This is a genomic window from Mesorhizobium sp. M1A.F.Ca.IN.020.03.2.1 (genome assembly GCF_004023205.1).
GTDB lineage: Bacteria > Pseudomonadota > Alphaproteobacteria > Rhizobiales > Rhizobiaceae > Mesorhizobium.
In genome coordinates this window covers 20172-32356 of sequence record NZ_RZSV01000045.1, presented here as the reverse complement: position 1 = coordinate 32356, position 12185 = coordinate 20172, and the positions used below count along the sequence as shown (strand labels likewise).

Annotated in this window: 12 protein-coding genes and 1 pseudogene; all 13 read right to left on the bottom strand. The window is 64.6% G+C overall.

Annotated features, from left to right (window positions below):
- Positions 1-384, bottom strand: a pseudogene (locus tag EOA79_RS10160) (aminotransferase); the annotation flags it as partial.
- A 159-nt stretch (positions 385-543) separates the two neighbouring features.
- The gene (locus tag EOA79_RS10155; protein WP_095777556.1) at positions 544-1272 is read right to left on the bottom strand and encodes a GntR family transcriptional regulator; all 729 of its coding nucleotides are present in this window, start codon (positions 1270-1272) and stop codon (positions 544-546) included.
- 229 nt (positions 1273-1501) lie between these two features.
- Positions 1502-1897: a RidA family protein gene (locus tag EOA79_RS10150; RefSeq protein ID WP_095824271.1), complete on the bottom strand. Its 396-nt coding sequence runs from the start codon at positions 1895-1897 to the stop codon at positions 1502-1504.
- 42 nt (positions 1898-1939) lie between these two features.
- Entirely contained in the window at positions 1940-3088 is a 1149-nt protein-coding gene (locus tag EOA79_RS10145) for an acyl-CoA dehydrogenase family protein (protein WP_095824409.1), read from the bottom strand.
- An 81-nt stretch (positions 3089-3169) separates the two neighbouring features.
- Positions 3170-3982 (bottom strand): enoyl-CoA hydratase family protein, encoded by an 813-nt coding sequence (locus EOA79_RS10140; RefSeq protein ID WP_095824270.1) that lies wholly within the window; start codon positions 3980-3982, stop codon positions 3170-3172.
- Entirely contained in the window at positions 3979-4443 is a 465-nt protein-coding gene (locus EOA79_RS10135) for a MarR family transcriptional regulator (protein WP_067324419.1), read from the bottom strand. Before EOA79_RS10135 ends, EOA79_RS10140 begins: the two co-directional genes overlap by 4 nt.
- Complete coding sequence (locus EOA79_RS10130; RefSeq protein ID WP_095824269.1) at positions 4437-5195, bottom strand: SDR family NAD(P)-dependent oxidoreductase; 759 nt, start codon at positions 5193-5195, stop codon at positions 4437-4439. The genes EOA79_RS10135 and EOA79_RS10130 overlap by 7 nt, the downstream gene beginning before the upstream one ends.
- Before the next feature lie 169 nt (positions 5196-5364).
- Positions 5365-7659 (bottom strand): bifunctional salicylyl-CoA 5-hydroxylase/oxidoreductase, encoded by a 2295-nt coding sequence (locus EOA79_RS10125; protein ID WP_127335208.1) that lies wholly within the window; start codon positions 7657-7659, stop codon positions 5365-5367.
- Between the two features lie 187 nt (positions 7660-7846).
- Complete coding sequence (locus EOA79_RS10120; RefSeq protein WP_095799285.1) at positions 7847-8446, bottom strand: VOC family protein; 600 nt, start codon at positions 8444-8446, stop codon at positions 7847-7849.
- An 82-nt stretch (positions 8447-8528) separates the two neighbouring features.
- Positions 8529-9359, bottom strand: a complete 831-nt coding sequence (locus tag EOA79_RS10115) for an ATP-binding cassette domain-containing protein (RefSeq protein ID WP_095824267.1) — start codon at positions 9357-9359, stop codon at positions 8529-8531.
- Complete coding sequence (locus EOA79_RS10110) at positions 9352-10230, bottom strand: ABC transporter ATP-binding protein (RefSeq protein WP_164748263.1); 879 nt, start codon at positions 10228-10230, stop codon at positions 9352-9354. Before EOA79_RS10110 ends, EOA79_RS10115 begins: the two co-directional genes overlap by 8 nt.
- Before the next feature lie 8 nt (positions 10231-10238).
- On the bottom strand, positions 10239-11087 hold the full coding sequence (locus tag EOA79_RS10105; protein ID WP_127215078.1) for an ABC transporter permease: 849 nt from the start codon (positions 11085-11087) through the stop codon (positions 10239-10241).
- Complete coding sequence (locus EOA79_RS10100) at positions 11080-12087, bottom strand: ABC transporter permease (protein ID WP_095824264.1); 1008 nt, start codon at positions 12085-12087, stop codon at positions 11080-11082. Before EOA79_RS10100 ends, EOA79_RS10105 begins: the two co-directional genes overlap by 8 nt.
- Between the last annotated feature and the right edge of the window lie 98 nt (positions 12088-12185).

Here is a 12185-nt window from a genome sequence, read left to right as displayed (position 1 = left end):
AACCCAGGTCTCGCCAGGCCGCAATGGGACGGTGTCGAGGGTGAAGCCGAAACGCTCTCCCAAGCCCGCCAGCAGGAAATGCAGGCTCGGAAAACAGTCGGCGGCGACCAGCAGCCGCTTTCCCGCCAGCCGCTCCGTCGGCAAGCCACCGATCAGGCTATAGAGCGCGGCGGTGACATTCTCGGCCGTGGTCAGCGTGCCTTGCGGCGCCTCGATCAGCCGCCTCCAGGCATCGATGAAGCGTTGCCGCCCCGCAAGCGCGGCAGGCCACTGACCGTCGTCTTCCGCCGACCAGATGTTCGAGAAATCCGTCAGCGAGGCGGCCATTCGCTCGGCCTTGCCGGGGAAGGTGCCGATCGAATGATAGAGAAAATAGCCGGACATTCGCTGTCTCGCTCCCTGTGATCATGTGATCACAAATACGGACAGGGATCAATGCGCCGCGGCTGAAGAAATGCGGGTCAGCACCTCAAAATCCGGCTGTTCTCTTGGTCCAGGAGCTTGGCCCAGGCGGCTTCAAAGCCACTCTGCGGCGGCCGCCTATCAAGGCGCCCTTCCGAAAGCGGCAAAATCGACCGGTCTGGGCTCCGGCACGTCAGGACAGATCGCCCGCAAAGTCGCTTGTGTCGCCGTGATATCGGCCACCACCTCGTCGCGCGCGCGGGTGAAATCCTTGTCCTTGATGGCCGCTATGATCGCGGCGTGCCGGCCCGAAGGCTCCATGGTGCCGGCGCGCATCAGCGGCGCGACATGGTTGGACAACAGCCGCATGTACGGACCGAAGCGCAGCCACAGCGTCTCGATCAGCTGAAACAGCACATCGGAGCCGGAGGCGCGGTATATGGTGAAGTGGAACTGCTGGTTCTTGGCGATCAGCTCGTAGATGCTGCCGTCGCGGCCGATCGCCCGCTGGTCGTCAGTAACCCTTTGCAGCAAGCCGATCTCGGCTGCGGTCAGGCGCGGCGCGCCAAGCTCGGCGGCCAGCCCCTCGACGGCGAGCCGGGCTCGGCAGAGGTCGTCGAGCCGCGCTCGAGTCACCGCGGGCACGCAGGCTGAGCCGTTCTGCGAGATTTCCAGCGCGTTCTCCGCCGCCAGCCGCCGCAATGCCTCGCGCACCGGCATATTTGAGGTGCCGAAAGCCTCCGCCAGCGAGGCGATGGTCAGCACCTGCCCGGGATCGAAGCTGCCGACCATCAGGGCATGGCGAAGCTGCTGGTAGACGCCATCCTGGACCGTGATGCGTCCCGATATTGGTTCGAAGCCCAGAGCCACGCTTTTGCTTCCTTGGGAGCCGGCAAAGTTTATGTGCGAATATCCGCCAACGCGGGTATGATCATCTGATCACAAATTGTGCCGGCAGCCAAGCGGCCGTTGCCGTACTGTCACGGCCATGCTGACGGACGGAAGGCAGATACGATCCCTCGAGCGTCAGCGCCGAGTTGGCGTAGCCGCCTTCGCCGCTTCAGGCCATTGCGAAATAGAAGCCAGTAGCGCCTCCGGCTCACTCCGGAATAATTGCGATTGCCTGTATCTCCACCTTCGCCCGGTCCTCGACCAGCGCCACCACCTGCATGGCGGCCATCGCCGGAAAATGCCGGCCGATGACGGCGCGGTAGGATTCGCCGATCCCTTTGAGGTTGGCGAGGTACTCGGCCTTGTCGGTAAAATACCAGGTCATCGAGGTGATGTGCTGCGGCTCCCCGCCGGCCTCGGCGAGAACGGCGACGACATTGGTGAGGGTCTGGCGCACCTGATCGACGAAATCGTCGGTCTCGAACCGGCACTCGGCATTCCAGCCGACCTGGCCGCCGATGAAGACCAGCCGGCCACGCGCGGCAACGCCGTTGGCATAGCCGATCGGTTTGGCCCAGCCTTCCGGCTGCAGGATCGTGTGCATGTCTAGCCTCCCTTAAGTGAAATGCGGTCCGCAAGCATGATCTCACGCCGCTCCCATCACTTGCCTGGCGATCACCACTTTCTGCACGTCGGAAGCGCCCTCATAGATGCGCAGCGCGCGTATCTCGCGATAGAGGCTCTCGACGATGTGGCCCTTGCGCACGCCGTCGCCGCCATGCAGCTGCACCGCCTTGTCGATCACTTCCTGCGCCTTGTCCGTGGAGAACAGCTTGGCCATTGCCGCCTCGCGAGTGACGCGGGCGGCGCCCATATCCTTAGTCCAGGCGGCGCGATAGACGAGCAGGGCGGCGGCGTCGACATCCAGCGCCATGTCGGCGATGTGGCCCTGCACCATCTGCAGTTCGGCCATCGGCGCGCCGAACAGTTTTCGCTCGGACACCCTTTTGATGCTTTCGTCCAACGCTCTTCGAGCAAAGCCGAGCGCCGCGGCACCCACCGTCGGGCGGAAGACGTCGAGCACCGACATGGCGATCCGAAAACCGTCGCCGGGTTTGCCGATCAGGGCGGAAGCCGGAACGCGCACATTGTCGAAGGAGAGCCGCGCGAGTGGATGCGGGGCGATAACTTCCAATCGTTCGGCGATTCCAAGGCCTTTGGTGTCCGCAGGCACGATCAAAGCGGAAATTCCCTTGGCGCCGGGCGCCTCGCCGGTGCGGGCGAAAACAATGTATACGTCGGCAATGCCGCCATTGGAGATCCAGGTCTTCTCGCCCGAGAGCAAGTAGAAATCGCCGTCGCGGACAGCCGCCATTTCCATGTTGGCGACATCCGATCCCGAGCGCGGCTCCGACAGCGCAAAGGCTGTGATCGCCTGGCCCGCCCGCGTCTTTTCCAGCCAGCGCTGCTGCTCCGGCGTGCCGAACAGCGAGATCGCGCCGGTGCCAAGGCCCTGCATGGCGAAGGCGAAGTCGGCGAGCCCGTCATGGCGGGCGAGTGTCTCGCGCGTGATGCAGAGCGTGCGCACGTCGAGCGGCCCCGGCTTGTCGGGATCGAGCGCCGTCGGCTTCAGCCAGCCGTCGCGGCCGAGCATGGAGACGAGGTTGCGGCAGGCCGCGTCGACATCGTGGTGATCGACGGGCAGGTTCTTGGCACACCAGGCGTCGAGATTTTCGGCAAGTTCGCGATGGCGGTTTTCAAAGAAGGGCCAGTTGAGGAAGGAACGGTCAGGCATCGGTGCCTCCGCACTTCTGCGAGGTTTGCACTTTACGGCGCCCCCCTCTGTCCTGCCAACGTATCCAGCATCGCGCTCATCTCAATTCCCCTCGAACACCGGCTTTTCCTTGGCCACGAACGCCTTGTAGGCGCGCTCGAAATCGCCGGTCTGCATGCAGATCGCCTGTGCCTGCGCTTCCGCCTCGATCGCCTGGTCGAGACCCATCGACCATTCCTGGTTCAACTGCGTCTTGGTGATGCCGTGCGCGAAGGTCGGGCCGGAGACGATGCGAGCTGCCATCTCGAGCGCGTCGGCCTCGAGCACCGCCGCATCGACCAGCCGATTGTAAAACCCCCAACGTTCGCCTTCGGCCGCGCTCATGGTGCGGCCGGTGTAAAGCAGCTCGGCGGCGCGGCCCTGGCCGATGATGCGGGGCAAGATCGCGCAGGCGCCCATGTCGCACCCGGCAAGGCCGACGCGGGTGAACAGGAAGGCGGTCTTTGCTTCCGGCGTCGCGATGCGGATGTCGGAGGCCATGGCGATGATCGCGCCGGCGCCGACGGCGACGCCATCCACCGCCGCGATGATCGGCTTGCCGCAATTCAGCATGGCTTTGACGAAGTCGCCGGTCATGCGCGTGAAGGAGAGCAGCGCCTTCATGTCCATCTTGACCAAGGGTCCGATGATGTCGTGGACATCGCCGCCCGAGCAGAAATTGCCGCCATTGGGCAGGAACGCCACGGCATCGACATCATCGGCGTAAGCGAGATCGCGAAAAGTGTCGCGCAGCTCCGCATAACTGTCGAAGGTCAGCGGGTTCTTGCGCTCCGGCCGGTCGAGCCGGACCTTCGCGACCCTGCCTTCCACCTCCCAGAGGAAGTGCTTCGGCTTGAGCTTGGCCATGGCGCTCATTCGCGTCCCTCCCAATTGCTGCGGAACGATTTCAGCATGCCGGTCAGCCGGCGCGCTTCGTCCTCGCTGACAGTGCCGAGGAGCTCGCCGACCCAGTTCTCATGCGCCGCGGCGATTGCCGCGAAAGACTTCGAACCTTCTTCGGTCAGCCGCACCATCGAGGTGCGGCGGTCGCCGTTGCGGCGCGCGCGCGTCACCAGCCCTTCGGAGACCAGCCTGTCGACGATGCCGGTGATGTTACCGTTCGACACCAGCAGGAATCGCGACAGGTCGCTCATCAGCATGCCCTCCGGCGAGCGGTAGAGCGCCGCCATCACGTCGAAGCGCGGCAGCGTGGTGTCGAACTCCTTCTTCAGCCGCTCGCGCAGCTCGGCCTCGATCGTGCGCGAAGCACGCAGCAGGCGGATCCACAGCCGCAACCTGTCCTTGCCCGGCCCGATAGACGTCGGTCCCGCTACCATGTCTCGCCTCCCGAGACCGAGATCGCCTGTCCGGTGATCGACCGCGCCGCATCGCTGCAGAGCCAGAGCACCGTCGCTGCGACCTCTTCCGGCTGGATGAAACGTGCCTGCGGGTTCGCAGCCGAAAGGCTCGCGCGTGCCTCATCGGCGGAACGGCCGGTCTTCTCGATGATGCGCTGGATGGAGTCCTCCAGCATGTCGGTTTCGACGAAGCCCGGGCAGATGGCGTTGACGGTGATGCCGGACTTGGCGGTCTCGGCTGCGAGCGCCCGCATCAGCCCGACGACGCCATGCTTGGCCGCTACGTAGGGCGCGACATACGCGTAGCCCTTCAGTCCGGCGGTCGAGGCAATGAAAACGATACGGCCTGTCTTCCGCGCCAGCATGCCGCCAAGCGCCGGCTGCACCGCCAGGAAGGCGCCGGTGAGGTTGACGTCGAGCGAGCGCCGCCAGTCGGCGAGGGAGGTCTTGTGCGCCGGCGCACTGACAGCCATCCCGGCATTGGCGACGACGATCTCGAAGGGACCGCGCGCCGCCTCGGCCTTCTCGTACAGCGCCGTCATGTCGGCTTCGTCGGTGACATCGGCGCCGATGCCGAAGATGCGGTCGTTTGCCTTCGCGACTTCATTCAGCGCGGCCTTGCGGCGGCCACAGATGGTGACCTCGACGCCGGCTTCCGCCAGCGACAGTGCGATCGCACGGCCGACGCCGGAGCCGCCGCCGGTGACCAGCGCATGCTTGCCGGCAATCATGCGCCAGTCCTCCAGGCAAGGCGCTGCGCCTCATCCTTACCCTCTCCCCGTGAAGGACGGGGAGAGGGGGCCGCCAGCGTTTGAGCTTGTGCCTTCTTCCCGTCCTTCACGGGGAGAAGGTGCCGGCAGGCGGATGAGGGGCGGCGCCGACGTGAAAACATAAATGCGCTCATACCTTCAGCCCTGCCGCCGCTTCGCGTTCGGCCAGCCGGTAGATCTGGTCGCGTCCGCGCAGATAAGGATCCGGCCATTTGACGCCGCGGTCGCCGAGGGTGACGGCCGCATGCAGCGTCCAATAGGGATCGCTGAGATGCGGCCGGGCCAGCGCCACCAGATCGGCGCGTCCTGCCATCAGGATCGAGTTGGCGTGGTCCGGCTCGTAGATGTTGCCGACCGCCATCGTCGCCATGCCGACCTCGTTGCGGATGCGGTCGGAGAACGGCGTCTGGAACATGCGGCCATAGACCGGCTTCGCGGCGATCGTGGTCTGGCCGGCCGAGACGTCGCAGAGATCGACGCCGGTTTGATGCAGAAGCTTGGCGATCTCGACCGCATCGGCCGGCGTGACGCCTTCGATGCCCACCCAGTCATTGGCCGAGATGCGCACCGAGATAGGCTTTTCGGCCGGCCACACGGCGCGCACCGCGTGGAAGATCTCCAGCGGATAGCGCATGCGGTTCTCCAGCGAGCCGCCATAGTCGTCGGTGCGCCTGTTGGTCAGCGGCGTGATGAAGGCGGAGAGCAGATAGCCATGCGCGGCATGGATCTCCAGCATGTCGAAGCCGCAGCGCTCGGCCATCTCCGCCGAGGCGACGAACTGGTCGCGCACAAGGTCCATGTCGGCGCGGTTCATCGCCTTCGGCACCTGATTCTGCGGCGACCACGGCACGGCTGAAGGCGCCATCACCGGCCAGTTGCCGGACGGCAGCGGCTCGTCCGTTCCTTCCCAGCCGAGGCGGGTCGAGCCCTTCGGGCCTGAATGGCCGATCTGGGCGCAGATCTTGGCTTCGGTCTCGGCGTGGACGAAATCGACCAGCCGCTTCCAGGCGACCTCATGCTCGGGCTGGTAGAAGCCGGTGCAGCCAGGGGTGATGCGTCCCTCCGGGCTGACGCAAGTCATCTCGATATAAACGAGCCCGGCCCCGCCCTTGGCGCGCTCGGCATAGTGGGCGAAATGCCAGTCGGTCGGGCAGCCGTCGACCGCCTTGTACTGGGCCATCGGCGAGACGACGATGCGGTTCGTGAGCGCCATCTCGCGCAGTCTGAATGGCGCGAACATCGGCGCGCGGCGCAGCATGTTGCCGCCGGCGCCGGCCTTGCGCTGGAACCATTCCTCCGCGCCCGCCAGCCATTCGGCATCGCGCAGACGAAGGTTCTCGTGGCTGATGCGCTGCGAGCGGGTGAGCAGCGAATAGTTGAATTGAACTGGATCCAACCCGAGATAACGTTCGACTTCCTCGAACCATTCGAGCGAGTTGCGCGCCGCCGATTGCAGTTTCAGCACCTCGGTGCGGCGAGCATCTTCGTATTTGCGGAAGGCCGCTTCGAGGTCGGACTCGGACTCGACATAGTCGGCGAGCGCGACTGCGCTTTCCAGGGCCAGCTTCGTGCCGGAGCCGATCGAGAAATGCGCCGATGCCGCCGCGTCGCCCATCAGCGCCAGATTCTTGTAAGACCAGCGCTCGCAAAGCACGCGCGGGAAGTTGATCCAGGCCGAACCTCTGATGTGGTTGGCATTGGTCATCAGCGGATGGCCGCCCAGATGCTTTTCGAAAATGCGCTCGCAGACCGCGATCGATTCCTGCTGCGTCATCGCGCCGAAACCGAAGGCAGCCCAGGTCTGTTCGCTGCATTCGACGATGAAGGTCGCGGTCTCGCTGTCGAACTGGTAGGCATGCGCCCACACCCAGCCATGCTGCGTCCTTTCGAAGATGAAGGTGAACGCGTCGTCGAATTTCTGCGTGGTGCCGAGCCACACGAACTTGCATTTGCGCGTGTCGATGTCGGGCTTGAAAACGTTGGCGAAGGTGGCGCGCGACTTCGAGTTCAATCCGTCAGCCGCAACGACAAGGTCGTGCGTTTCCATGAACGGCCTGGGATCGGAAATCTCGGTCTCGAACATCATCTTGATGCCGAGCTCGCGCGCTCTGCGCTGGAGCAGAATTAAAAGCCGCTTGCGGCCGATGCCGCAGAAGCCGTGGCCGGTCGACACCGTGCGCACGCCGTCATGAATGACGGCGATGTCGTCCCAGTAGGCAAAATGCTTCCTGATCCAGACCGCGCTGACAGGGTCGTTCCTGGTCAGGTTCTCCAGCGTTTCGGCCGACAGCACCACACCCCAGCCGAACGTATCGTCGGGGCGGTTGCGCTCGTAGACCGTCACGTCATGCGCGGCGTCGCGCAGCTTCAACGAGATGGCAAAATAGAGGCCGGCCGGTCCGCCGCCGAGAACCGCAACCTTCATGTCTTGCGATCTCCTCTAGAGCAATTCCAGGAAAAGTGCGTAGCGGTTTCCCGTCCGGAATTGCGTCAAACGCTCAATGGGCATCAGGGACCGCCGAGGGGCCGGCGGTTCCAACATCAGTATCGCGCCTGCCGGCAATTATTTCAAGCTTAAAGTTTCATAATTGAACAATTGCGGCGCGATCAGCTCACTTGGCTGGATCTTTGGGACTCCACAGCACAGTCTCGGCGCCTTTCTCGTAAGCCATGCCGTCGGGATAGCTGATCGCTTCCAGCTGCAGTCCCCAGGGCGCCTGGAAATAGAGGATGGTTTGGCCGGCGGCCGGTCCTTCTTTGACCGGCAGAGGACCCATTCTGGTCTTCACGCCCTTGGCGTCGAGATAGGCCTTCGCGGCGGCGACATCGTCGACATAGAAGGCGATATGGAAGCCGCCGATGTCGCTGTTCTTCGGCGTCAGGTCCTTCTGGTCGGGCGCGGTGTATTTGAACAATTCGATGTTCGATCCATAGCCGCAGCGCACCAGGGTGATCTCCTCGATTACCGCTTTTGGATCGACGCCGAGCAGGTCCTGCATGAAGGTGCCCTTGTCGTCGGCGAACGGGCCGAAGGACATCGCCTTCTTGCAACCGACCACATTGGTGAAGAAGTCGACGGCCTGCTTCATGTCGGGCACGGTGACGCCGGTATGGTCGTGGCCGCGCATGCCGGGGATCGAGTCGGCCGAAGCCATTCCCATTGAGCCGAACAGGATTGCGCCGACCATTGCGCCGCTTGTGGCGTATTTCATGTCACCCTCCTTTGGCGGGCTGACTTTGCTCCCATGCACATCCGAGGCCCGCTGTTCGGTGTGCGGACAAGGTTTGACTTTCTCATGCCGGCGCCTTTGCAGGCGGCTGCAGCCAGTCCGCATCGATCTCAGGTAGCGGGATGGCAGCGAGCAGGTCGCGCGTGTAAGTCTCCTTCGGATTGTCGAAGAGCACGTCGGTTGCGCTGGCTTCGACGATCCTTCCCTCGCGCATGACGATGACTTGCCGGCAGAGCCGCCGGATCACCGACAGATCATGGCTGATGAAGGCGACCGTCAGCCCCATCTCGGCCGCGAGCTTTTCCAGCAGCGTCAGGATCTGTGCCTGCGTCGAGACGTCGAGGCCCGAGACGATCTCGTCGGCCAAAACGAATTTCGGCGACAGCGCCAGCGCCCGTGCGATGCCGACGCGCTGGCGTTGCCCGCCGGACAGCTCGTGGCGGTAGCGGCCGGCAAAACTCTGCGGCAGGCCGACGCGTTGCAGGGCTTCCGCCACGCGCTCCTTCAGCCGGTCGCCAAGCCCGTTCTGCCTCAAGGGTGCCGCGATGATGTTGAAGATGGTGTGCCGCGGGTTGAGCGAGGACATCGGGTCCTGGAAGATCATCTGCAGGTCGCGACGCAGCGGTCTGAGCTCCGCTTCCGAAAGATGGCCGATGTCTCGCCCTTCGAAGCTGATCGAGCCGGCGCTCGGCTCGATCAGCCGCACCAGCGCGCGGCCGAGCGTCGACTTGCCGGAACCGGATTCGCCGACGATGCCGGTCACCGATCCCTTGGGCAGGTCGAAGTCCAGTCCTTTGAGGATCTCGGCCAGTGGCGCCCGGCCGATCAGCGGCTTGCGCGTCATGTCGGGCAGCGCCACCTTCAGCCCGCGGACGGAAAACAGTGGCTCAGCCATGGCTTGGCCTCCACGCCCTGTCGGCGCCCGCGATCTCGTCCGCGAGCCCGGCCAGCACGGTTTCGTTCACCGGCTTCAGCGATGCGTAGGGATCGGTATAGCGCGGCGTCGCCGCGATCAGCGCCCGCGTGTAGGGGTGCTGCGGCGATGCGAAGAGGTCAGCGGTCGCGGCTTCTTCGACCACCTTGCCGGCATAGAGCACCGACACTTTCTGGCTGATCTTGGCGACGACACCGAGATCGTGCGTGACGAACAGAAGCGCCGTGCCGTGGTTGCGCTGCAATTGCGCGATGAGGCGCAGGATCTGCTTCTGCACGGTCACGTCCAGCGCCGTCGTCGGCTCGTCGGCGACCATCAGCCTGGGCTCGGCGGCGAAGGCGGCCGCGATCAGCACGCGCTGGCGCATGCCGCCGGAGAGCTCGTGCGGATAGCATTTCAGAACACGTTCGGGCTCGCGGATCTGCACCTCGTCGAGCAACTGCCGGATACGCTTGTCTGCCTTCTCGCCGCTCCAGCCGAGGATGCGCACCAGCCGGTCGGTCATCTGCGGGCCGATGCGGCGCGACGGGTTGAGCGCGGTGAGCGGGTCCTGTGGGATCAGCGCGGTACGCGCGCCGATCAGCGTCCGCCGCGCCTTCGCATCGAGGCGGCCGAGATCCTCGCCCTCGATCAGCATCTCGCCCTCGACGATGCGCACGCTCTTCGGCAGCACGCCGAGCACCGCCTTGCCGATCATCGTCTTGCCGGCGCCGCTCTCGCCGACCAGCGCGCGGACTTCGCCCGGCTGCACGGTGAGCGACACCGAGCGCAGCACGCGCTGGCCGTTGGGCAGCACGGCGCTCAAGGAGCGGATTTCGAGGCATGGTTCCATATTGGCGCTCATCGCAGCACCGGATCGAATCGCGCCTTCAATCCTTCGCCGAACTGGCTGAAGGACAGCACGGTGAGGATCAATGTGATCAGCGGGAACACCAGCACCCACCAGGCCTGGTGGATCGACAGCCGGCCTTCGGCGATGATGCCGCCCCAGGTCGGATCGTCGGTCGAGATCGACAGATTGACGAAGGAGAGGATCGCCTCGACAATGACGGCGATGCCCATCTCAAGCGACAAGAGCGCCACCACTGACGGCAGCACATTGGGCAGGACTTCGCGCAGCATGATGCCGATGCGGCCATAGCCGGCGATGTGCGCGCTCTCGACATAGTCCATGCGCGCCTGACCCATCGCCTCGGCGCGGATCACGCGGCAGAACCGCGTCCAGTCGATGACGGCGATGGCGATGATGACGGAGCTCAAGCCGGTGCCCAGCACCGCGACCAGAAGGATCGCGAACAGCACCGGCGGGAAGGCCATCCAGACATCGACGATGCGCGAGATGACGCGGTCGGCCCAACCGCCGAAATAGCCGGCAATGAGCCCGAGCGCCGAGCCGATGATGCAGGCGGACGCCGCCGCGGCGAAGGCGACGATGAAGGCGATGCGGCCGCCGAAGATCAGCCGTGACAGGAGATCCCTGCCGAGGCTGTCGGTGCCCAGCCAATAGCCGGGCTCCGCGCCATCGAGCCAGAAGGGCGGCAGACGCTCGAGCATCAGGTCCTGCGCCAGCGGATCTTGCGGTACGATCAGCGGCGCCAAGATGGCCGCAAGCAGCGCCAGCAGAAGCCAGCCGCCGGCCAGCCATAGCCGCGGGCTGAAGCGCCGTCGCGAAATGCGCGCCTCATCCATGACGCAGCCTCGGATTGAGCAGCGCATACATCATGTCGACGGCAAGGTTGATCAGCACGAAGAGCAGCGCGAAGACCAGAACGATGCCCTGGATCAGCGGCAGGTCGCGGTTGATGACGGCATCGATCGCCATATTGCCGAGACCCTCATAGGAGAACAGCCGCTCGACGATGACCGTGCCGCCGATCAGGAAGGTGAACTGCACGCCCACCAGCGTCAGCGTTGGCAGCGCCGCGTTCTTCAACGCCTCGCGCAGGATAACCTGCGTTTCGGAAAAGCCTTTGACCCGCGCGAGCACGACATAGTCGAGGTCGAGCACTTCCTTCAGCGACTGTTTCAGGAGTTGCGCGATGATCGCCGCCAGCGGCAGCGCCAGCGCGATCGCCGGCATCAGCATGTGCTTGAGCAGATCCCAGGTGAGATCGAAGCGGAGCCGAAGTAGGCTCTCGGCCAGATAGAACTGGGTGACGAAGGGCAAATCGAGCTGCGGCGACACTCGCCCCGAAATGTCGAACACCGGGATGAGCACGCCGAACAGCAGGATCAGCACCAGGCCCCACAGGAAATCGGGGATGGAGAGCGTCGCGCCGCTGGCGATGTCGATGCCGGCCTCGACCGCCGTGCCGCGCGAACGCGCACCGAGGATCGCAGCGGAGACGCCGATCGCCACCGCCATCAGCAGCGCGATGGTTGCCAATTCCAACGTCGCCGGCAGCCGGTTGAAGACGAGGCCGAGCACATCCTGGCGCAGCGAGATCGAAGTGCCGAAATCGCCATGCAGCACGCCGGCGAGCCAGATGAAGAACTGCTGCACAATGCTCTTGTCCAGCCCATAGAGCGAGCGCAGACGCGCTATGTCGTCATTGCTGGCGCCGGGCGGCAGCATCATGGCAATCGGGTCGCCGGGCGCCACGCGGATGACGACGAAGACGACGACGGCGACGCCGAACAGCGTGACCAGCATCGTCATCAGACGAACAAGAAATCTCTGCAGCAGCATGCTCGCTGAGCCTAATGCATTCGGCCCCTCACCCGGCCGGATGAGGGGGGCCTTGCGTCGTTGGAGAAGGTGCGCTGCGCCAGCGCAGCTTCCCAGAT